Genomic DNA, 20,487 nt, shown 5'->3' with positions numbered 1-20,487 from the left:
GCTCGTCATGCTTTCTGGTCTGTCTTCTTCATCCGATCTCAGCATCGATGAGCTCCTAGAGAAATTCTCCAGTGGCTCAGCACGACAACAACGCTCCTTGATCCCAGCAGTTGAGAAAGCTGCTGATCAATTGGCTTTGATGGGTGAGGGTGCCCTCGCCTCCTTCGATCGTGAAGGAGATGAGTGGACGGCTGGTTGGATTCTTCAGATCTTGCATCGTCATCAACCAGCGGTCTTGAGCCCTCTTTGTGGTGATTCCGGAGGATGGTTTGTGACCGGTTCAGAATGCGATCTCGACTATTCCCCTCTTCAGCAGGCTCTTCTCGAAGAACGGTTTGAAGAGGCTGATCGCCTCACCAGCGTCTTCCTGCGCAAGCTGGCCGGTGAGCAGGCCGAACGGCGGGGTTATGTCTATTTCAGCGAAGTCATGCCCATGAGCGGGTTGGATCTCGTCACGATGGATCGTCTCTGGATCGCTTACTCCCAAGGCCGGTTTGGCTTCACAGTTCAAGCTCGTTTGCTGGCCACTCTCAATGGTCGTTACGACAAGCTCTGGCCTCGGATTGGCTGGAAACAGGAGGGAGTCTGGACACGCTATCCCGGTGCTTTCGATTGGTCACTGAAGGCGCCAGAGGGCCATATGCCTTTGATCAATCAGCTGAGAGGCGTTCGACTGATCGATGCATTGCTCAACCATCCGTCCCTGGTTGCTCGTCAATGAGTGACCGACCTACTGGCATGAATCAGATCAAGGGGTATGGTCAAAACAGGATGCTTCGGTCCTGATGTCATCAAGGCTTGGATCGACTTCAGGGTCGTTCAGTTTCAATCTCACCCCCTCGTTCCAACGAACGCGCTGGGCTGACTTCATTCTTCCTTCCACACTCCAACTCTCTCCGTTGTTGGAGTTGCTCCTCGACCCCGTGGAGTGTGATGAGACAACCGGTCGGCTACAGCTCGGTCTTCAGGAAGCCCTCGTTAATGCTGTTCGTCACGGGAACTCTGGCGACCCCAACAAGTGTTTGCGCGTGCGTCGCATCCTTACCCCTCAATGGATGATTTGGCAGATCCAGGATGAAGGTCAAGGAGTTCCCTCCCATGCACGTCTCGGGGAGCTTCCTGGGTGCATCGAAGCGAATCAAGGTCGTGGACTGTTTTTGATGTATCAGTGTTTTGACGATGTGCGCTGGAGTCGACGTGGAAATCGCGTCCAGCTGGCAAGTCGCCGCCCCGACGCTCGAGTGGCGTCTTTCAACGGTGCGGACAGCCAGGGTCTTTCAGTTCCCTTCTGATCCAGCGCAGGGCTTGCTCTGTGAGTTCCTCGACATCGTGGCGCTCTCCACCCTGGATGAGTTGGGACAGAGCAGCAGCCATCAGTTCAGCGCTACGACGGTTGGCATCGGTCTTGAAGCGATGCCAGTCACGGTCGCCAAGACTCAGGCAACCATGAAGCTGCTTCGCGAGTTCAGGGGCGTGTTCTGGCCAGCGCGATTCAGCCGTTGACATTGTCTTCTGACGATCGGTTGCCCTTATCCTGATGCTTCACGTCTGACGCTGCGACGTGCACAGTGAAAGCTTTCATGGCATCAGGTTTCCGTCGCAAAAACTTGCGTCCCTTACACGCCCTGGCCACGTTGATTCACTTTCAGCCAAGGCGTTGGGAAGGAAGCGATGTTCGTTCGAGGCGACGATTGCAACGTCGAAGCCTCATTCAACAAGTTGTTGAAGGCCAAAATAATTTTGAGTGGATGTTTAAAACAACCTCAGCTCCAATCTTTTGGCGTTCGCTGCGTTGGGGTGGACCAGGACTTTTGATTGGATTTGTGCTGGCAAAATTGTCGACGTGAAGTAACAATAAAAGCCTTGATTTAACTCACAAGAGTTTGTTGATGTACTACCACGAGTGATTCTGGTCCGTTATTAGACGTTTCAGCAAAAGACGGCAGATCACTGGAATGAGCTGGAACGGCCTGTCCTTTCAACCAAGCTTGATGCAGGGCATGGCGTCGCTTGTCTTCTTCGAGGACGAGGCGATCAGCGGCCCGTTGGGGTGTTTCGCCATGCAATAGAGCTGTACGAATACAAATTCCAAAACCATGAGCCTCCACTTGCACTTTCCCTTCCATTAGGACCAACTGAAATGTCCAGCCTTGAAGCCAGCGGACATAAAAAGGGTTGATCATCAAAGCCCTCGGCAAGGGTTCCTGCACCCTATGGGGCGCTGGTCGATATCAAGACGGGTATGTCAGGGAATCACTTCAAGGCTTGTTGGCAGTCCAAACCCTCACCATGAAATGGGATTCAGCTGAGATCCCAGTGAAGCCAGCATTGCTCAGGCGTGATTCGATGTCATCTGAAATGAAATCTCGGTAGAAAGGCTCATGAAAGATCCTCCGGAAATTGTCCATCGCCACGCTGTACTGCGGCGAATCTTTGAGTTGAATCGAGTCGGCAAGAACTAGAACGCCACCGGGCTCGAGCAATCGGTACGCATCATTGAGAACGGCCTGCCGCGCCTCGGCAGGAAGCTCATGCATCAGGAAAACGCAGGTCACCGCCTGCATGCTTTCATCACCAAATGGCATGGATTCTCCATTGCCTTGGAGCAGTTGCACGAGGCTGTCGTTCCCCTTATTCAACCAACGATTGGCCTGACGCAAATAGGATTCCGAGAGATCCAGACCAAAGAGTGAAGCTTTCGGAAGTGCAGCTCGGATTTGATGGAGGGTCCGACCGGTTCCTGTCGCCACATCAAGAATGCGCAGACTGGCTTCAGGGCGATCACTAAACCGTTTCAAACCCCGTTTCAAGGGAGCGATCAGCCTTCGGCGCATGGCGTCTGCGGCGCCATTGAACAAAATGTCGACTTGCAAGTCGTAGAGCTCAGCAGAGTGATCGCTGAGATATCCATCGGTTTGGTGATGGAAGTTTTGTAAGTAGTAATCCGGATACAACTCTTTGTCGTGCGTCTCTGGAATGTCCTGGACGTTGCGAGCTCGCCGTCTAGCCCAATTCGAGGGAAGATCAAGCCAAATGCGTGGGTAGCGCTCCGCCCATTCCAACCAGGGGATGTCAAACAGCAGAGATGAGGGATAGAGACCTTGTTCTGACTCCTGCCAATCGATGTCCTGAAGGGCGCTTAATGAGCGTCGAAGTTCGTTCAGTAATGCGTCGGGAACAGGTTCTGTGTTGGGAACAACGTCGGGTGCCAACAGCTCCATGGCTTTGGTGCTCAGCTCCTTATGGGCCAGTCCTGCCAGGCTTCGTCCCTGCTGGATGGTGCGGTAAGCGATTTCAGTCAGGCTCGACGCCATTGGGCAGTGGTCGGATCAATACGCCCATTTCAATGGATGAACCCATACAACCGAGGCTGCAAATCGTGTCGTTAGGGAAAGAATTATGAAGTCAACGCAAATTCCGTATCAACCGATACAGAATGTTTAAGTCGAGACGAGGCTTGCATGATGAACGCCACTCTTCGTTCGCTTCAAATTGACTACAGCAGCAATGTGCTGGAACGCCGCCAGAAGGCAGCTGCTGAGTTTCTTGCTTGGGCCGATCATCACGCCCACGAGCAACGTCTGAGCCAATCCAGTCACGTCCAGCTTGAAGGGCATCCAGACCTTCTCGATTCAAACAGCGCATTGGCACAACAGCGGGTTTGGGCCAATCGCCATGCCCATGAAAGGCATCTACACAACAGCGCGATGGCCCACCTACGGCATGGCTGAGTCCTCGGGGTCAATGCCTGGCCCTGTGTGTTGTCGTGGACGTGTGAACACCATTCACTAGATCGTCTTCGGAGCGAAACAATGCTGAGCATCGGAAACAGGCATTGACCGGGGCCATTCCGTTCCGTGAGGTTCGGATGATGGCTCGTTAAGAGAGAAAAAGCCAGTTGAAGCTGCGATTGAAGAGAGAGTGTCGCTGAGTTTGTTGTTTAACAATCAACTTGGTGACTACTTTGTGCCGTAAAGGGGACTTTGATACCTAGATTGATCCTATAAAAGAATCAATTTCTTTGGACTCACGCAATGAATGATTGATCACATTGCAGCTGAGCAGGCCTGAACGAAGGAGTTGATTGGCTTGACGAGGTGATTTTCAATCGCCACCTTCTAATTCTGCTTCTTGAAACTCCCACATCAGCATCCGTAACGCGTTATCTGGCTTGAGATGAAATCCGTTCTCTGCTGCAATGGCAGCGACAGCTTCGACGTCTGCCGCGACTTTGAGCTGGCCCTGCAGAAGGGCGTCGGATTGGACCTTTTCTCTGAAGGCGTTTAATTGCTCTTCTGACATTGGTTCTTGGCTTCTCTTTTAGCAGGTATAGCACTGAGCATTGGGACCTATGTTCATGTCAGTCGGCGTGCATTGATCGTCTTCAAGGAGGAGAGATGTTTACAGCTTGACTGGATCTCAAAATCTCAGGGACCGCTTTTGAATCTGCATGCAGCCTGCAAGCTGCATGCCTTTAAATCCAATAAATGCAACGCAACCGAGCGAGCGATGTCAGCGTGCGCAGAGCTCTTCAATCGAAAATTCTCCACGCAAGGCCCTTGCCGTTGGAATTCTCTGCTGGCTCACGAGGTGTCTCCAGCGCCCTTGAAGTCATTTCCCTAAGCGAGGAGGCAGGAGTTGAGACGATCGCTCGTCTAAGGGTCGATCCTCGTCCAATGGAATTGTCATAAGCGCCAAAGTGGACATTTACAGTCACCAGCTAGGTATCACAAATGGGGCTCCCTGCTGGAATTAAGTATGTGTATCGATTACAGGCTGTTGATTATTTTTGCTGTCAATAATGCATTGTTGGAAGAGATAAAATCAGTTGATTGGAATGTGTTTGTATTGATCTTTAATTGAAAGAAGCCCAGCATTCCTTGCCTTGTTTGCGAATCTTCTCCCCAATGCTGATTAGGTAGATGTCAGAGCTATCGAGATGGCACTGCTCTTCCTTCTTGGAAATGGGAGCTACTGCTTCTATTTTGCCGTCCGCCACCGTACAGTACTTTTTGGCTATTGAATAAGCCCAATCTTTGAAGGCTTCTTCTTTCGAGGCTGTTGCAAAATTCCTGGAATTTGTGCAAATTTCCTGTTCTGAAGCTTTGTCGCGAATGGCAGATTGGATGGATTCGGCCCATGTTTTCTCATTAATCCCTTGCCACTGAGCTTCTGCCGATGGTTGCGTTAACCATGCCGCTGCGATCATCACAAGTGAAGCAGCAGAGATTGAGACCAGGCGTTTCATCGTTTGTGGTGGGTTGGTGATTCTTCTGCTAATGGCTCAGTGTTAATGGAACACTCTGGTTCCTTCATCCCCTGAATGGGGGAATCTCGGATGGTTTGTGCTTTGAGAATGCTTTGAAGAGACACTCCTGGCGAATTTGTTTTGTACCGGGAAAGCTCCACGGCCGAACTCAATGTCTATTCGCTGCAGTCCAAGTGCTCCCTTTGGTGAATGCAAGCATGTTTGGAGTGGTGACACGTCCTATGGCAGGGTCATAGGCCTTAAGCGTTGTGGATCCACTAATTCTTATCTCTTTGAGCTTCCTTGTCGTGATGTTTGGACAGCACGTGAAGCTAATAGCGGAATCGCTTTACTATTTGAAATCTGCCTTCCTTCCCTTCTTTGTTTTTCCAGGTTCCATCCTCCATTTTATGATTTTTGTAACCTAGGAATTCATTCTCTTTTTTGTTTTGCTTGCACCAGCGTGAGCCATAAGTTTTATTCACCTGCTCCGCTTCATACCCAATGATTACTTTCTGGCTTTCCCATTCAGCGCATGCATTCTCTGCCTGCTTAGACGATGAATATGTCGTCGAACAACCGACTAAGCCTAATAGCAGTAGTAATGGTGCGAAGTGTCTCATCATTGCTGCATTGCTATAAATAGTCTAGCTTGCTTTTGAAGTCTGCATCAACATTCTTTCTTGTAAGACTGCCTTTGATCCTTATCAGCCGCCTTGTAATTTGCTTTAACCTACACTGGCTTTATTTGAAGGGTGTCAAATAATAACGAGAATGTTTGACTGTTGGCGCGTTAAACTTGGATGGGAAGGCAAGTACTCAACGAGTCAACGTGTACGTCGTTCAATGAGGAGTGACATGGCAACGCCTAATCACAGTTTCTCTTAGAAATCTGATTGCAGCCCTAAGGAAGTTCTATGGCCATTTGTTATCGAGCAACGGTGTCATTCATCCAGATGGCGACTAATTGAGAAGCCTTGCATGAGCACCTGACGAAAGCTGTTTCTGTTGAGTCGCCCTCTTATTGAAGCGGGGCATCAATCGATCGTTTTTCAAGGTATAGATGGCGTTGAACTCTCGTGGAGCGAAGTCGCTATCCCCAGCGCAAGGGTTTGCAACGCAGGGCAATGTTATGGAGTGCGGTGAGGCGGCAGGGATTCTGATGGAGAAGACACTTGAGCCTGACCATTGCTTAGCTCAATAACAAGCGATCCACGAAATCGTGCCAGCTAAGGCTTTGTTGCTGGTTTCGGAACACCAACGCTTGTTCCCCGGCGGTGAGCGGCGCTTGGCCGATGCTCTTCAGCAGTCGAGCTAATTCATCTTGATCGAGACGATCGTTGCCATTGGCATCGACGGGCATTAAGTACAGCAGCAACCGCTCCTCTCCCTCTCGGAGTCGTTGCAAGCGTTGGATGAGCTTGCTGAATTCAGCGGAGTCGATATGGCCATCGCCATTGAGATCCATGGAAGCCATCGTTGCCAACAATTGATTGTTCAGGGATGACGTTCGGCGCAGATGGGTTTTATTGCTGCCACCTCCTGACACCAGCGCATTGCGAAGCTCGTTAAGGCTGAGATGGCCATCACGATTTTGGTCGAGCTGATCGAATAGATGTTGCATCTGGCTATTCAGCTGGATTTGTGGCTGTTCTCTCCCGACGAGGGGGTCCATGCCGTCCACCCTCTGTCGCAGGTTGCGGCGGAAGGAGCCCAGCAGTTCACTTGCCACGAGAAACCGTTTGCGGTGTTCCTCAGGGGTGACGACTGCATGTAGGGCAACAGGAATCAGTGCCGGTAGTGTTCGGCCAGCCAGACGCTGCATCATCCAAGTTGTGATCACGAAGCTCAGGGTGAGAGCTGGAAGGTTGCCCATCAACCTCCCCTGTAGCGCCTGTAGCAGGCTGGCAAGCCCTGCTCCCAGGAGAGCTAGGACCAGGGTTCTGCGTCCGGGCACGTGGAAGATTCCGCCGAGGGCGATCGCAACCAAAACGCCGTTGTAACCCCATAGTCCTTGGGCCACAGCAGCGGTGTCAGTACCGCTTGCCAAGGCGGTCAACATTCCCGCCAGGGCGCCGCACGCTCCGAGCGCGGCGGCGATGGGGCTTGCGATAGCAACGGCAAGGAGTACGAGCCATCCGCTGACAAGGTCGGAGCAGAGAAAGACTTGTCCGAAGCTGTGGGGAAGTCCGATAACCAACACCTGAGCTGCAGTAGGGGAAGCAGCCACTTTCACCGTCTCGATGGTGTCTGGCATTCGAGGGCTCACCAATGCCACAAGTCCCCAGGTGATCAGGCAGAACGGCAGGGTGAGTGCCGGCGGGTCTCCGCGGCGATGAAAGCGGCGACGCCACAGTTCGAGCATCAGCGTTGTGAGTCCGCCTCCGAACGCCACTAACACCGCGATCAGCCCGGCATCTTTCACTGAGCTGGAGTCTGAGAGCACTGCCGCGGCACATCCCACAAGTGCACCGTTGAAGCCGTGGATTCCCTGATCGCGCAGGCTTTGGCCAAGATTCAGCAGCTTGGAAACGGCGTTTGCTGTAGCCATCCCCAACACAGCCAAGAGAGCCATCCACGGCGATTGGATCAGAAAGGCCAGCAGCAGCAGGGCACCACTGAGTGGATGGTTGATAAAGATCACTTGGGAAAAGCTGCGTAGAGCGCTTCCCCAGGAGCCTGTCGGGAAATGCTGTTCAGCAAACAAACCCTTTCGTTCTACCGGCGGTGGCGGCGGAGGCAGGAGCTCTTGCAGCAGCTCATAAATAGAGGGTGCGTCAGCTTGCATGGGATGAAGATGTCGAGCTGAACCGTTCTCCAAGAACCTCCAGCCCAGCCCTGAAGATGCCCAAAGACAGCTCGGCCATCGTAGTGAGCTCATCAAGGTGGGGATTGATTTCACAAATTTCCCAGCAACAAACGCGTGGATCTGAGAGAAGCTTGCGTAACAGGAGAATGGCCTCATTTGCCCAGAGACCTCCTGGGACTGGGGTGCCTGTGCCTTTGCAGATTGTTGAATCCAACGCATCCACATCGAAGCTCACATAGATCAGGTCCACGTCGCCAAGGTGGGATAGGCAGCGATTGGCAGCGTTGATGGATCCATCGCGTCTCACCTCCTCGATGCTGATGACTGGGATGGCGTGGTTGGCCAAGGTGGCGTCCTCAGCGGCCTCGGTGTCTCTGACGCCTACATAGATCAGATCACGGAAGTCGATCGCTGCAGATTCAAGACCGTGCAGTTTCTTTAGATCCTTCCAGAGTTTCCGGGTGACAGGGTCTGGATCATTCCTCGCTTCTGAAAGGTTGTCGTGCCCGCAGGCGATCGCCAAGGGCATTCCATGCATGTTCCCCGAAGGCGTCGTGAAGGGGGAATGAATATCAGCGTGGGCATCAATCCAGATCACCCCAAGCCGCGACTGAGGATGGGCACGACGGATCCCCGCAATTGTTGAGGCAGCGGTGGAGTGGTCTCCGGAAAGGACGAGTGGGAAGCACTGCTGCTGAAGAGTTGTGCACACCAAATTCGCTGCGTCGTGCATTACGCCAGCGATGGTTTTGATGTGACGAGCGTGGGGTGTGGTGCTCTGTCCCGCGCTGGCAGCATGGGCCGTTGGTGCTTGCTCTCCTCGAATCTCGGCGATCAAACCTGCGCTCATTTTTTGGAGGTCTTGCTGGTGTTCGACAGCCCTTTTCAGCATCTCAATGCCTGCACCTGCGCCTGGTTGTCCCGCTCCCAGGTCACAGTCCACCTCCACAAGGCTCACTCCATTCAGCCCAGCCGTGCTGCTGATCTGTGCCAGGCTTTTCTTTAAACGTTTTAAGTCTGCAAGAGAACATTTGAGTCGAGTGTTGTCCTCGAGCAGGGTTAAAAACTCATCAACGCTGATCTTTGCGTTCCCATCGCGATCAAGCCTCTCCAGCAACTCCTGGGAATTAATGGATGCTTCTGGTGTGCCCAGCAGCGACACCATTGTCGAGAGCTCATCGTGATTGAGCCAACCATTCCCATCCGTGTCCACCAGGTGAAACAGATCTCTCAGCAGCTGATGGGTTCCCAACCCTGGCTGCTTGTTTGCCCAGTGCAGGAAGTCCTCTCGGGTGACGGCACCTTGGCTCTCGATGAACTTGCGTAGGACCTTGGCTTCCTGTTCAGCGATGATCCCCGACATGGAGCTCAGCACCTGTTCCACTTCGGCTGGAGTGATGGCCCCATCTCCATTGACATCAAAGAGGGCGTACAGAGAGGAGAGCTCGGTCTCGAGAGGGATTGTTGACATGGACGTCCACGAGTGAGGATCCTTGATCGGAACTGAATGGTGTGCCTAAATCATTGACTTTGATCTTTAAACCCTCGAAGATATTGTTGTATTGGATACAGATTTCGTGTGAAGTTAATATTGGAAAACATCCAGAAGATCCCGATCAATTTTCAAGGGAGTGTGGAGGGTTTGCAGGCTTTGGTCCCGCAATTGGGCGTTCCAGGTGATTGGTAACACCACGATGGTTTTGAACTTGCTCTCTTCGATGATTGCGTTCGTAGCCTCGAGTTAAACGGTGGCCTCTAACCGCAGAAGTGATGTTGGTGGTAGATCCGGGCATATGAGACGACCTCCGGCAGACGCTTCATGCTTTGCTTCAGGAAGCGAAGCAGAAATGAATGATCAGGCTGAACCCCTTAATGGTTGATTGATCGATAGCTTCTTGAATTAATTGTATAGGTAAATATATTTTTGATGGGTAATTTTGGGTTGCATTGGTTGCGTTTATTCCCTTCATTGAGTTGGCAGCAGATCTAACATCTCTAAGCCCCTCTCTGCCCATAAAAAATGATCCCCATGACGGGGATCATTTGGGGTCTTGTTGAAGACCTCAGTGCTACCAAGACCTTTTGATCAGGCGTCGTAGTACATCGTGAATTCGTGGGGATGGGGTCGCTGACGCAACTGCTGCACCTCTTCGTATTTGATATTGATCCAGTTGTCGATGAAGTCTTTCGTGAACACTCCACCTTCCATTAGGTAGTGGTGATCAGCATTCAAAGCTTCCAAGGCTCCGTTCAGTGATGCTGGAACGGTGGCAATGTCCTTGAGCTGATCAGCTGGCAGCTCAAAGAGGTCGCCATCGAATCCATCACCAGGATCAATCTGGTTTTTGATGCCATCGATCCCAGCCATCATCATGGCGGCAAAGGCCAAATAGGGATTCGCTAAAGCATCACCGGAACGGAATTCCAAGCGTTTGGCTTTTGGGCTGGGGCCGGTGAGGGGGATCCGAACTGCAGCAGATCGGTTACCTTCGGAGTACACCAAATTCACAGGTGCTTCGAATCCAGGAACAAGTCGCTTGTAGCTGTTTGTGGTGGGGTTGGTGAAGGCTAGGAAGCTCGGCGCATGCTTCAAAATTCCGCCGATATGCCAACGGGCTGTCTGAGACAAGTTGGCGTAGGTGCCTTCCCCGAAGAACAAGGGTTGATCGCCCTTCCAAAGACTTTGGTGCACGTGCATGCCAGTGCCGTTGTCATTAAACACTGGTTTCGGCATGAAAGTTGCTGTTTTGCCGTACTTTTTTGCAACGTTGCGAACAACGTATTTGTAGGTCATTACGTTATCGGCAGCTTGAATGAGTTCGTCGAACTTCATTCCCAATTCGTGTTGGCCGGCACCAGCTACCTCATGGTGATGCTTCTCAATTGGGATCCCCAATTGGGCCATCATTAATAACATTTCGGAGCGAATGTCTTGTGCTGTGTCGTTTGGTGCGACAGGGAAATAGCCTTCCTTCAGTTGAATTTTATAAGCAAGGTTTCCGCCTTCCTCCAGCCTTCCGGAGTTCCATCCAGCCTCAATGGTGTCAACGCTGTAGAAACATCCGCCTTCGCTCGAGTTGTAGCGAACGTCATCGAACAGAAAAAATTCAGGCTCGGGACCAAAGAATGCCTTGTCGGCCAGACCTGTATTGGAGAGATAAGCCAAAGCTTTCTGCGCCAACGCACGGGGGCAGCGCTCATAGGGGTCCCCTGTTCTTGGGTCCTGGATCGAGCAGATCAGGCTGAGGGTTTTATGGCGATAAAAAGGGTCGACCCAGGCTGTGGCGGGGTCTGGAACCATGGACATGTCAGACGCGTTGATCGCTTTCCAGCCGCGTATGGAGGATCCGTCAAAGGCCAAGCCTTCCTTGAATGCATCCTCATCGACCATGTCTGAACACACGGTGAGGTGTTGCCACTTGCCGTGCAGATCGCTGAATTTGAGGTCGATCAGCTCGATTCCTTCGTCCTTGATCTGACGAAGCACGTCCTGAGCAGTTTTAGCCATGTTTGAGGCTTCAGCCGAGAATATCGTTTCTAACCGTAGGCATCGATCTGACACCCTTTTGTATCAACGCGCACTTTTTTAATAGTGGAGGCCTCTTGGTGAGGCTTGGAGCTGCGCTTGGTAACCGTTTCTGTCAAATTCCTTGGATCCCAGGTGATGAGTGCGTTCTGGTCGGCTTTGTGGTGTTACCTTCCAGCCAGTGATCCCTAGCGTCCCACCATCATGCGTGATGCCATCACCGGGTTGATCGGCCGTTACGACCAATTGGGTCGCTATTTCGATCGATCAGCGATCGATCGTATTGAGGGATATTTCGGCCAAGCCCAGTTGCGACTCAAGGCCGTTGAGTTGATCAATCGCGAGGCGACTGAGCTGGTACGAGAGGCCAGCCAAAGGCTGTTTGTCGGTGACCCTGAGTTGCTTTTGCCTGGTGGTAATGCCTACACCACCCGTCGGCTTGCAGCTTGTTTGCGCGACATGGATTACTTCCTTCGCTACGCCAGCTATGCCCTGATTGCTGACGACAGCACGATTCTCAATGAAAGGGTGCTCAACGGTTTGGACGACACCTACAAGAGCCTGGGTGTGCCCACCGGACCCACGGTTCGGAGCATGATTCTTTTGGCAGATGTTCTCTGCGAACGGATGGTGGCTGAAGGATCGAATCCCAGCGAATGCCAGATGCTTCGCAAACCCTTCGATCATCTGGCATCAGGTCTCTCTGCAAACGACATCAGCCAGCGCTGAGCGATCAAAGATTGACCTCATTACAAGAGGCGTTGCAAACCGACTGTTTTGCTCCCTTTTTAGGCCAGTCCATGCGTAGGCTGCTGGCCATTGATTGGTGATCCTGGCTTTGGCGACGACGCACTCCCCCCTGTTGGTTGATTCGTCCCATCGAAGGGCCATTGCCCCGATCAGCACCCCCGATCGTTTGCTGCTGGGTCCAGGACCTTCGAATGCCGATCCAACGGTGCTCAAGGCCTTGTCTCGAACTCCGATTGGTCATCTCGATCCGCTTTATGTGGAGCTGATGGGCGAAGTTCAGGAGCTTCTTCGTTATGCCTGGCAGACCGACAATCGCTTGACCTTGCCCATGAGCGGCACGGGCAGCGCAGCCATGGAAGCAACGCTTGCCAACACGGTGGAACCCGGCGACACCGTTCTCGTTGCTGTGAAGGGCTATTTCGGCAATCGTCTTGTCGACATGGCCGGTCGCTACCGCGCCAATGTGAAGGTGGTCGAAAAGCCCTGGGGGGAAGCCTTTACGAAGGATGAGCTCGAAACGGCGCTGATTGAGCACAAGCCCACCATCCTGGCGATGGTGCATGCCGAAACGTCCACCGGCGTGTGTCAACCGATGGAAGGGATTGGAGATCTCTGCCGAAAGCACGATTGCTTGCTGTTGCTCGACACCGTCACATCCCTTGGAGGCGTTCCCCTCTATCTGGATGAATGGAAAGTTGATCTGGCCTACAGCTGCAGTCAGAAGGGATTGAGCTGCCCTCCCGGTCTTGGTCCATTCACCATGGGACCGCGTGCTGAAGCCAAGCTTGCAGCGCGTCAAGACAAAGTGCCCAATTGGTATCTCGACGTTTCCCTGCTCAATCAGTACTGGGGCAGTGACCGTGTTTATCACCACACAGCACCGGTCAACATGAACTTCGGCATGCGTGAAGCGCTGAGGCTGCTGGCGGAAGAAGGATTGGATATGGCTTGGGCGCGTCATCGCAGCAACGCTGAAGCGCTGTGGTCTGGCCTGGAATCGATGGGTCTTGAAATGCATGTTCCCGAGGAGCTGCGATTGCCCACCCTCACTACCGTCCGTATTCCTGATGATGTGGATGGAAAGGCCTTCACTCAGCACCTGCTCAACAACCACGGGATCGAAGTGGGTGGTGGTCTTGGCGTTCTTGCTGGAAAAATTTGGCGAATTGGACTGATGGGTTACAACTCAAACCCTGAGAACGTCAGCAGGTTGTTGAACCTGTTTGAAACGGAGTTGCCCCAGTTCCGTCAGAACGTCGCCGTCGCTGCTTAAACCAGCTCGACAGCATTTCTTTCGCCTCCTCAGCCTGCACACCACCGATCACGGTCATTCGGTGGTGTGCACTGATGTGTGTGGCCAGGTTGATCGTGCTTCCCATCGCTCCCCGCTTCGGGTCAGTCGCTGCAAAAATGACCTGCCCGACTCTTGCCTGAACCAAGGCGCCTGCGCACATGGGACAGGGTTCTAAGGTCACCAACAGCGTGCAGTCATTGAGGCGCCAGTCACCACGCAGACGGCAGGCCTGACGAACCGCCATCAACTCAGCATGACCTAGGGGGTCGTGATGCAGCTCTCTCTGATTGATGCCATGGCCAATGCAGCGGCCCTGGTGATCCAAAACAACGGCACTAACGGGCACCTCTCCGCATTCGCCGAAACGACGCGCGCGCTCGATCAAAATCCCCATCCACGCTTGCATCTGCTTCGGAGATAGTTCGATTGGAGACTGCACCGTCAGGCTCTTGGCCGTGCGCATCGTTGGATGTGCCACCACTTGGATGTGCCACCACAGGGGAGAATGGTCATTCCCCATCTTGTCTTCTTGGTCGGACCTTCAAGGAATCCTGAACCGGTAGCTCTTTCGGCGTTTGCTTCACCCGATGCGCTCGACCCTCAACTCCTTCAGTTTTTGGAGGGTGCTTCCGAGCGGCTATGCCGTTGGATCGGTTCGGCCGGTGAGCGGGGTCCATTGCCAGCGCTCCGGATCCTTCCAGATGCTGCACCGCAGGTCCATGGTCGCGACATGGGACAACTGCTGGATGACCTTCAGCAGGTGATGGATGGGGCGTTTCAGCCCTCCCATCCCGGGTCGCTGGCCCATTTCGATCCGCCGCCGCTCAGTGCGTCAATCGCTGCCGATTTGATTTGCGCTGGGCTGAATAACAACCTTCTGGCCGAGGAGCTGTCCCCCAGTTTGAGTCATCTGGAACGGCAGCTTTGTACCTGGTTTGCTGAACGCATTGGCTTTCCTACCGGCGCTTCTGGTGTTGCCGCCAGTGGGGGCTCGCTGAGCAATTTGATCGCCTTGGTGTCCGCCCGCCATCACGCTGGCTTGGATCACAACCCAGATGCTGTGGTGGTGGTGAGTGCTGATGCGCATGTCTCCTGGCGCAAAGCAGCGCGCGTGATGGGACTTCAAAGTGATGGAGTTCGTTCCATCCCGGTGGATGAACAAGGGCTCATCGATCTGCAACAACTCGAGGATGAACTCGAAGCCCTTTCAAGGGAAGGACGTCCCTGTATGGCAGTGGTTGCCACAGCAGGCACGACGGTGCGAGGTGCGATCGACCCCCTTTCTGCAATGGCTGATCTCTGCAGCAGCTTGGGCCTATGGCTGCATGTGGATGGGGCGATCGGCGCGGTTTTTGCTCTCAGCCCCACCACCACCCATCTGCTTCATGGGATTGAGCGCGCTGATTCGATCACCGTGAATCCCCAGAAAGTTCTTGGCATCACAAAGACCTCATCCCTTCTGTTGGTGCGCAAGGCCAAAGTTCTTTCTGAAGCGTTCTCCACAGGTCTTCCGTATATGGAGCCTGCCCTAGAGCATGATCACGGCGGAGAACTGGGTCTTCAGGGGAGTCGGCCGGCGGAAGTGCTCAAACTTTGGCTTGGCTTGCGCCAGCTCGGTGAATCAGGGATTGAACAGGTGTTGTCCGCCGCGATCGCTCGACGTCAGTATTTCCAGCAACAATTAGATCCCAACAGGCTGATCATTCTCACCGGTCCCTTGCATGTGCTGGCCTGTAGGCCCCAATGCGGACAGGCTCAGCAGCACGCAGCCTGGTCGATGGAGACACGCCGGCTCTTGCTCAGCCGGAGCATCATGGTTTCGAGGCCACTTCATCAAGGACGGCATTTCCTCAAGGCTGTTCTTGGCAACCCGCACACCGATCACGGTTTGCTGGACCAACTGGCATCAATCTTGAATCAATCCGTGGAGGCTCTGCCCTGATGGCTGCCCCAAAACAGCAACGCGGCCGTTGGGTGGCGATCGTCACAGGCATTGTGTCCGTGCTGATTGGTGTGGCCTATTTGGCTCTGATCACGGTTCTCGATGCCCGTGGCCCGATGCGCCCTCCTCCGCCCGAGGCCCTGGTTGGGGTGGTAACCGCTTCTTTGCCGATTGCCGCAGGGGTTCCACAACCTGTCTGAGAGCGGTGTCGAGAAAGCGTTTGAGGGCGCTATCGCGTCGGTTGAGGTCGTAGTGCCTCTGCACCACGTCTTGCACGCCACCATCTCCCCAATCTTGATCTTGTTGGAAATAGGTGATGAAACTGGCTCCTGCAATCCGCGTTAACCATGCAGCTGCAACACCCTGAACGGCTTTTCCCAGTAAGAGGGTGGGCAGATTCACGCTGAGAGCGGTGCCAATCAAGGCAACACCGCCTTTGACAACACCAAGACCTGCCAGGGTTCGCCCCACCGAGACGGCCAGCTCTTGTGCTTTGTCACGTGTCAACTGCACGTTGTAGACCTTCGCGACCTCCATCACCATCTGGGCATTCACCGCCGCGGTGCCAAGCAAGTCGATACCTGGTAGTGGTGTCGCTGCCACAACGCCTGCACTAATCCAGCTGTAACGATCCACGATCCGTCGCGCCTCCGTCTGGCGCTGTCGGTTGAGAAGCGATCGCCCCTTGTCGCCCAGCGTTCTGCATTGCAGAAGAATGTTGTCGGCCAGAAGCTCTTCGCCGTCCGCATGGAGCACCACGGCCAGGCGTTGGAGCAACACAGCTACCTCAGCTGGGGGTTGCCAGGGTTTCTGGCCAGGTCTTGGCAAGGATTGGGGGGAGGCACTGGTCGGGATCACGTCTTCAGCGGTGAGCAGGCCTTGGCAACGTCCGCGAAGCAAGGCCAGTAGACGTTTTTCCTCTTCCTCTCCCCGTAGATCGCATTTGTTCAACACCAACATCAGGCGCTTGCCCAAACCCGCAAGGCTGCGCACTACATCCCATTCAGCAGAGCGAAGATCACCATCCACCACCACCAGCATCAAGTCAGCACGGCTGGCGCGTTCACGCGCTTCTTGTTCCCGATCTCTTCCATCCAGTCCGCTTTCCAGGATTCCAGGAGTGTCGACCAATTGCAGGCCTCGTTCCAGCTTGCTGAGGCGAAGCCGATAGGTTTGGCTGCCAGTTGTGGAGCCCATCGGTGCCCCAACTCGCCCAACGATGTCTTGGAGCAGGGCACGAATCAGGGATGTTTTCCCACTGGAGCCTGTTCCAAAGACAACCACCACTAAATCGCCGCGCGCCAATTCCCGCGCGACGCGCTCGCGCTCCAGATGCAGAGCTTGCCGGGCAACATCGTCTTGGAGACGTTCCAGCAGGCGATCAATGCTGTCCAGGCTTTGTTCAGCCGCTTGACGACGCGAGCCCGGAGGAGAAGGGGAAGTCGTGGTGGCTTTGGTGGCTCTGCGGCGGGTTTTCCATCCCTTCCACAACGGCCAGCCAACTTGAAACACGAAGGCAAGGACCAGGATGGTGCCGATGAGCAGCACTGGACCCACAAGCCAGGGCGGAAGGATGTAGCTGAGATCCCAGAGCAGATTGCGAATGCCCTGGAGCACCAGGCCGAGCACCAGCAGGACAACAAGTCCCGCTGCACCCAACAAAATCAAGCGATTGGATCCCTTCATCGGCCCGCCACACCGCCCTGTCCAGCAGCACGCATGATGCGACTCCAGAGCGAGGCTGCCAAGGCGCTGGAACTGGCTGAAGGACTGTTGTCATCGTTGCCTAGCCAGATTCCCAGCACCCAATGGCGACTCGGCTCGTAGCCAATGAACAGCAGGTCACGCCCATCGTTGGTGGTTCCTGTTTTCCCTCCCTCTTGTCCACCGAGCGAGGCTGAACGCCCGGTGCCGCTGCGAATGACTGCGCGCATTAAACCCTGCATTTGCATAGCCGTCTGTCCCTTCAGGACACGACGAGAGGCTTGGCGCTGATTGCTGTCTCCAGCACCGCCGTCTCCAGTCAGGCTGCCGCAGCCACTCGGGCGATCCAAGCGGCAGGTTTCTGCATCGAGCAAACGACGAATGGTGGTGGGAGGTTGCCAGATGCCGCCATTGGCCACAGCGGCATAGGCACTGGTGAGCTCAATCAAGCGAACCTCACTCTGTCCAAGAGCTAGCCCAGGTACAGGATCTAAGGGCGTGGAGATTCCCAGACGTTTCGCCAAGCTCACCATTTGCTCCAGGCCTACGCGTTGGGCGAGGCGCAGCGCTGCAGTGTTCTGGCTTGAGGCGAAGGCACTGGCCAGGGTCAGTTGGCCCGAACAGGTGCTGTCAAAGCGTTGTCCTCCCCAGCGGAGGGGGCTGCAATCCAAAGTGTCGTTGGGTTTTAGTCCTTGCTCCAGGGCCGCCAAATAAGTGATGAGTTTGAAGGTGCTGCCTGGTTGGCGCATCGCCATCGAGGCACGGTTGAACTGGCTCGAGCGATAGTCCCGACCTCCGGCGATGGCGAGAACCCCGCCTGTGCGGCTATCCAGCACAACGGCAGCTCCCTCCTGAACCCCATGCGATGCGTTGTTGGCCAATAAACCGCTCAACTGGCGTTCCACCACGGATTGCAGAACGGGGTCCAAATGGGTTTCGATCAGGAAATTTCCTTCATTGGCCACGTCTGGGCCCACGAGCTCTGTGAGATCTCGCCGCACTTGATCGGTGTAAAAGGGTGCGGATCGACTGACCTGCTCCCGACTGCAGGCCTGTTTGGCTAATTGAATCGGTTTTCGACGCGCTAACCGCGCCTGCTCCAAGGACAGACGACCGCCATCGGCCATTTTGTTGATCACCCGATTGCGTGCTTTGAGAGCGCGCTGGGGAAACTGACAGGGATCGTGCCCATTGGGTGATGGCAACAGACCCACCAGCAGAGCGGCTTGCTGCACATTCAGCTCTGCCGCGGATTGATCGAAAAACACGCGTGAGGCATCTTCAAATCCCCAACCAACACCCAAGTACACCCGATTGAGATAGCTCAGAAGCAACTGGCTTTTGCTGAAGCGACTTTCCAACTGCAAGGACACGAGCAACTCTTTCCATTTCCTCGCCAGGGTGTCTCCCTCTCCCACGTAATCGGGATACAGGCTGCGAGCTAACTGCTGGGTGAGACTGCTGCCTCCTTCCAGCACTTGTCCGCCAATCAAATTGGTGCTGAAGGCTCTCAGCGTGCCAATGGGATCGACCCCCGGATGCCACCAGAAGCGGTTGTCTTCACTGCTCAGCAGAGCATCAACCAGCAGGGGTGAGAACGCATTCACCGACTTGAGCTCGCGATGACGGCTGGAATCAACGGAGGCGAGCGGTTGGTTATTGCCGTCGTAAATGGCCAACGGACCGCGCACGCGTGCCAGTTGCCCACGAATCGGCATGGTGAGGTTGGACAGCAACAGCAGAGCACCTCCACCACCAAGGCACCCCAACAGGAAGAGGCCCAACCAGCGTTCAATCCGATGACGTCGTCGCCCTGCTGCATCATCGAAATGCAGAAACGGAGCCGTTGCCTCTAGAGCCGGCGCAAACTGAACGTCGTCTCCATCGCGCAGTTCAAGCTGTTGAATCCGACGACCTTTCCACCACAAGCCATTGGTCGAGTCCAAATCTTGAAGGATCCAACGCCGACCTTGGCGTTGCAGCAAAGCATGTTGGCGACTGACGGCCGGATGATCGATGCGCACTTCTAGGGGACCATCGCGTCCAATCCGATAGCCATCGCCATGCAACGCAATCGTTCGATCTGGCTGATCTCGTTGATGGATGATCAGTTGGGCTGAGGAGGGGCCGTCAGGATTTCGCTTGTCCATTGCGTTGGGAGAGAGCGTCGATGGCGAAGCAGAGGACGGCGAGGTTGATGGCGATGTCTGCGCCGTTGAAGATGGGAAAACGGAAGGGCACGAGCTCCAGGAAGTCGGTGACATAGCCCAGTTGCCAGCGGTCGATGCCATTGCCAAGCGTTCCGCCCAGGAGGCAGGCCAGGGCCAGACCTAACCAGAGCTCAAGTCGCTTGGATCGCCAGATCCAGCCCAGCAAACCAAGTGAAACAAGCAAGCTGAGGAGTCCCAGCAGGGCGGTGGAATCACTCAACATGCTGAAGGCTGCGCCGGTGTTGCGCACGAGCCGAAACTGCAGAAATCCAGGTAGGAACGGCTGCGACAGATTCGGAAGCAACTGGGATCGAGCCCAATATTTGGACGCTTGATCCAGCAGCAGGATCAACAGGCTGATCAACACAATCGTGCGACGCCGGATCAGTCGGTTGCTGCGGCTGATCATTCGATCCAGAGCAGACGACGAATCGGAAGCGCAATCAAGGCGATTGCGACGCAAAGAGCCAGTTGGGTGAGCAAGGGGCCGAGGCTGTAACTGAACAACAAATCAAGAAGCGAATCACTCCAACGGCCCAACCCCGCTCCGATCAATAAATTAAGAATTCCGCATAGCTGAATCGTGATCACACCAGCGATTGCCGCCAACGTGAGGCGCGCTAAGTCGTTCATCCCCGCTTGATGGGCGAGCCGTCCGCTGAGCCAGGCTGCTGGCACAAAGCCAGCTAGATAACCAAAGGCGGGAGTGAGCACGTAGGCCAAACCTCCACCGTCATGAAATACGGGAAGATCAACCAGCCCCACGGTGATGTAGGCAACCGCTGCGATCACGCCTGATCGTGGGCCGCAGACAAGGGCACAAAGCAGGAGTGCTGGAACTTGCCAGGTGCTTGGCAAACTCAGCAATCGGGGGGGGAGTTCTGCGACCGGCAGCACGATGGCAGCCGGAATCAAGCTTCCCACAAGAATGAGAAGCAGTCCCGCGATTGCGCCGCTCCAGGTGGCAAGAGCCCGCACGGGCAACGATCAACTGACCCCATCCT

At 54.6% G+C, this 20,487-nt stretch carries 20 protein-coding genes; 7 read left to right on the top strand and 13 right to left on the bottom strand.

Annotated elements, in window-relative coordinates; all coding sequences use genetic code 11:
* Positions 1-7 precede the first annotated feature (7 nt).
* Complete coding sequence (locus tag SIC18_RS10375) at positions 8-721, top strand: GUN4 domain-containing protein (protein WP_413429575.1); 714 nt, start codon at positions 8-10, stop codon at positions 719-721.
* Positions 722-785: 64 nt separating this feature from the next.
* Positions 786-1,292 carry an ATP-binding protein gene (locus SIC18_RS10370; RefSeq protein ID WP_413429574.1) on the top strand — a complete coding sequence of 169 codons (507 nt, stop codon included), beginning with the start codon at positions 786-788 and terminating at the stop codon, positions 1,290-1,292.
* Here SIC18_RS10370 and SIC18_RS10365 read toward each other — a convergent pair.
* Entirely contained in the window at positions 1,252-1,506 is a 255-nt protein-coding gene (locus SIC18_RS10365) for a DUF6439 family protein (RefSeq protein WP_048346632.1), read from the bottom strand. The two genes, SIC18_RS10370 and SIC18_RS10365, sit on opposite strands and share 41 nt — an antisense overlap.
* A gap of 74 nt (positions 1,507-1,580) precedes the next feature.
* Here SIC18_RS10365 and SIC18_RS10360 point away from each other — a divergent pair, with 74 nt between their 5' ends.
* Positions 1,581-1,847: a hypothetical protein gene (locus SIC18_RS10360; protein ID WP_413429573.1), complete on the top strand. Its 267-nt coding sequence runs from the start codon at positions 1,581-1,583 to the stop codon at positions 1,845-1,847.
* Positions 1,848-1,868: 21 nt separating this feature from the next.
* Here SIC18_RS10360 and SIC18_RS10355 read toward each other — a convergent pair whose 3' ends face one another.
* The gene (locus SIC18_RS10355; RefSeq protein WP_048348173.1) at positions 1,869-2,183 is read right to left on the bottom strand and encodes a hypothetical protein; all 315 of its coding nucleotides are present in this window, start codon (positions 2,181-2,183) and stop codon (positions 1,869-1,871) included.
* Between the two features lie 75 nt (positions 2,184-2,258).
* Complete coding sequence (locus SIC18_RS10350) at positions 2,259-3,314, bottom strand: class I SAM-dependent methyltransferase (protein ID WP_048346631.1); 1,056 nt, start codon at positions 3,312-3,314, stop codon at positions 2,259-2,261.
* Between the two features lie 150 nt (positions 3,315-3,464).
* Here SIC18_RS10350 and SIC18_RS10345 point away from each other — a divergent pair, with 150 nt between their 5' ends.
* Positions 3,465-3,731, top strand: coding sequence for a hypothetical protein (locus SIC18_RS10345; protein ID WP_048346630.1), 267 nt, complete (start codon positions 3,465-3,467; stop codon positions 3,729-3,731).
* 373 nt (positions 3,732-4,104) lie between these two features.
* On the opposite strand, the gene SIC18_RS10340 is transcribed toward SIC18_RS10345, so the two are convergent.
* The 5 genes from SIC18_RS10340 to glnA all read right to left on the bottom strand — a co-directional run bounded on the left by SIC18_RS10340 (position 4,105) and on the right by glnA (position 11,565).
* Positions 4,105-4,302, bottom strand: coding sequence for a Nif11-like leader peptide family RiPP precursor (locus SIC18_RS10340; protein WP_048346629.1), 198 nt, complete (start codon positions 4,300-4,302; stop codon positions 4,105-4,107).
* Between the two features lie 553 nt (positions 4,303-4,855).
* Positions 4,856-5,248, bottom strand: a complete 393-nt coding sequence (locus tag SIC18_RS10335) for a hypothetical protein (protein WP_413429571.1) — start codon at positions 5,246-5,248, stop codon at positions 4,856-4,858.
* A gap of 1,192 nt (positions 5,249-6,440) precedes the next feature.
* Positions 6,441-8,036, bottom strand: a complete 1,596-nt coding sequence (locus tag SIC18_RS10330) for an urea transporter (protein ID WP_413429570.1) — start codon at positions 8,034-8,036, stop codon at positions 6,441-6,443.
* Positions 8,026-9,528: an arginase family protein gene (locus SIC18_RS10325; RefSeq protein WP_413429569.1), complete on the bottom strand. Its 1,503-nt coding sequence runs from the start codon at positions 9,526-9,528 to the stop codon at positions 8,026-8,028. The genes SIC18_RS10330 and SIC18_RS10325 overlap by 11 nt, the downstream gene beginning before the upstream one ends.
* Positions 9,529-10,143: 615 nt before the next feature.
* Positions 10,144-11,565: a type I glutamate--ammonia ligase gene (gene glnA / locus SIC18_RS10320; protein ID WP_413429568.1), complete on the bottom strand. Its 1,422-nt coding sequence runs from the start codon at positions 11,563-11,565 to the stop codon at positions 10,144-10,146.
* Positions 11,566-11,787: 222 nt separating this feature from the next.
* Here glnA and SIC18_RS10315 point away from each other — a divergent pair, with 222 nt between their 5' ends.
* Positions 11,788-12,312, top strand: coding sequence for an allophycocyanin (locus tag SIC18_RS10315; RefSeq protein WP_048346624.1), 525 nt, complete (start codon positions 11,788-11,790; stop codon positions 12,310-12,312).
* A gap of 109 nt (positions 12,313-12,421) precedes the next feature.
* Positions 12,422-13,606, top strand: a complete 1,185-nt coding sequence (locus tag SIC18_RS10310) for a pyridoxal-phosphate-dependent aminotransferase family protein (RefSeq protein ID WP_048348171.1) — start codon at positions 12,422-12,424, stop codon at positions 13,604-13,606.
* On the opposite strand, the gene SIC18_RS10305 is transcribed toward SIC18_RS10310, so the two are convergent.
* A complete protein-coding gene (locus tag SIC18_RS10305; protein ID WP_071841258.1) occupies positions 13,536-14,090 on the bottom strand; it encodes a nucleoside deaminase in 555 nt (184 codons plus the stop codon). The two genes, SIC18_RS10310 and SIC18_RS10305, sit on opposite strands and share 71 nt — an antisense overlap.
* Before the next feature lie 42 nt (positions 14,091-14,132).
* Between SIC18_RS10305 and SIC18_RS10300 the strand changes: the two genes are divergently transcribed.
* Entirely contained in the window at positions 14,133-15,569 is a 1,437-nt protein-coding gene (locus tag SIC18_RS10300) for a pyridoxal phosphate-dependent decarboxylase family protein (protein ID WP_413429567.1), read from the top strand.
* Positions 15,570-15,659: 90 nt separating this feature from the next.
* Here SIC18_RS10300 and SIC18_RS10295 read toward each other — a convergent pair whose 3' ends face one another.
* From SIC18_RS10295 to SIC18_RS10280, 4 genes are read right to left on the bottom strand one after another with little or no spacing between them, the layout of a single operon-like run.
* The gene (locus SIC18_RS10295; RefSeq protein WP_413429566.1) at positions 15,660-17,255 is read right to left on the bottom strand and encodes a YcjF family protein; all 1,596 of its coding nucleotides are present in this window, start codon (positions 17,253-17,255) and stop codon (positions 15,660-15,662) included.
* The gene (locus SIC18_RS10290) at positions 17,252-19,423 is read right to left on the bottom strand and encodes a transglycosylase domain-containing protein (protein WP_413429565.1); all 2,172 of its coding nucleotides are present in this window, start codon (positions 19,421-19,423) and stop codon (positions 17,252-17,254) included. Before SIC18_RS10290 ends, SIC18_RS10295 begins: the two co-directional genes overlap by 4 nt.
* Positions 19,404-19,892: a signal peptidase II gene (gene lspA / locus SIC18_RS10285; protein WP_413429564.1), complete on the bottom strand. Its 489-nt coding sequence runs from the start codon at positions 19,890-19,892 to the stop codon at positions 19,404-19,406. The genes SIC18_RS10290 and lspA overlap by 20 nt, the downstream gene beginning before the upstream one ends.
* Entirely contained in the window at positions 19,889-20,461 is a 573-nt protein-coding gene (locus tag SIC18_RS10280) for a biotin transporter BioY (protein ID WP_413430536.1), read from the bottom strand. Before SIC18_RS10280 ends, lspA begins: the two co-directional genes overlap by 4 nt.
* Between the last annotated feature and the right edge of the window lie 26 nt (positions 20,462-20,487).

The sequence above is a fragment of the Synechococcus sp. Cu2B8-bc1011 genome (assembly GCF_047302735.1).
Classification (GTDB): Bacteria; Cyanobacteriota; Cyanobacteriia; order PCC-6307; family Cyanobiaceae; genus Synechococcus_C.
This window is presented reverse-complemented; position numbering and strand designations above follow the sequence as displayed.

Excerpts from the sequence above, each read along its gene's own strand:
- SIC18_RS10375 (WP_413429575.1), top strand. The coding sequence starts at position 8 with ATGCTTTCTGGTCTGTCTTCTTCATCCGATCTCAGCATCGATGAGCTC.
- SIC18_RS10370 (WP_413429574.1), top strand. The coding sequence starts at position 786 with ATGTCATCAAGGCTTGGATCGACTTCAGGGTCGTTCAGTTTCAATCTC.
- SIC18_RS10365 (WP_048346632.1), bottom strand. The coding sequence starts at position 1,506 with ATGTCAACGGCTGAATCGCGCTGGCCAGAACACGCCCCTGAACTCGCG.
- SIC18_RS10360 (WP_413429573.1), top strand. The coding sequence starts at position 1,581 with ATGGCATCAGGTTTCCGTCGCAAAAACTTGCGTCCCTTACACGCCCTG.
- SIC18_RS10355 (WP_048348173.1), bottom strand. The coding sequence starts at position 2,183 with ATGATCAACCCTTTTTATGTCCGCTGGCTTCAAGGCTGGACATTTCAG.
- SIC18_RS10350 (WP_048346631.1), bottom strand. The coding sequence starts at position 3,314 with ATGGCGTCGAGCCTGACTGAAATCGCTTACCGCACCATCCAGCAGGGA.
- SIC18_RS10345 (WP_048346630.1), top strand. The coding sequence starts at position 3,465 with ATGAACGCCACTCTTCGTTCGCTTCAAATTGACTACAGCAGCAATGTG.
- SIC18_RS10340 (WP_048346629.1), bottom strand. The coding sequence starts at position 4,302 with ATGTCAGAAGAGCAATTAAACGCCTTCAGAGAAAAGGTCCAATCCGAC.
- SIC18_RS10335 (WP_413429571.1), bottom strand. The coding sequence starts at position 5,248 with ATGAAACGCCTGGTCTCAATCTCTGCTGCTTCACTTGTGATGATCGCA.
- SIC18_RS10330 (WP_413429570.1), bottom strand. The coding sequence starts at position 8,036 with ATGCAAGCTGACGCACCCTCTATTTATGAGCTGCTGCAAGAGCTCCTG.
- SIC18_RS10325 (WP_413429569.1), bottom strand. The coding sequence starts at position 9,528 with ATGTCAACAATCCCTCTCGAGACCGAGCTCTCCTCTCTGTACGCCCTC.
- glnA (WP_413429568.1), bottom strand. The coding sequence starts at position 11,565 with ATGGCTAAAACTGCTCAGGACGTGCTTCGTCAGATCAAGGACGAAGGA.
- SIC18_RS10315 (WP_048346624.1), top strand. The coding sequence starts at position 11,788 with ATGCGTGATGCCATCACCGGGTTGATCGGCCGTTACGACCAATTGGGT.
- SIC18_RS10305 (WP_071841258.1), bottom strand. The coding sequence starts at position 14,090 with ATGCGCACGGCCAAGAGCCTGACGGTGCAGTCTCCAATCGAACTATCT.
- SIC18_RS10300 (WP_413429567.1), top strand. The coding sequence starts at position 14,133 with ATGGTCATTCCCCATCTTGTCTTCTTGGTCGGACCTTCAAGGAATCCT.
- SIC18_RS10295 (WP_413429566.1), bottom strand. The coding sequence starts at position 17,255 with ATGAAGGGATCCAATCGCTTGATTTTGTTGGGTGCAGCGGGACTTGTT.
- SIC18_RS10290 (WP_413429565.1), bottom strand. The coding sequence starts at position 19,423 with ATGGACAAGCGAAATCCTGACGGCCCCTCCTCAGCCCAACTGATCATC.
- lspA (WP_413429564.1), bottom strand. The coding sequence starts at position 19,892 with ATGATCAGCCGCAGCAACCGACTGATCCGGCGTCGCACGATTGTGTTG.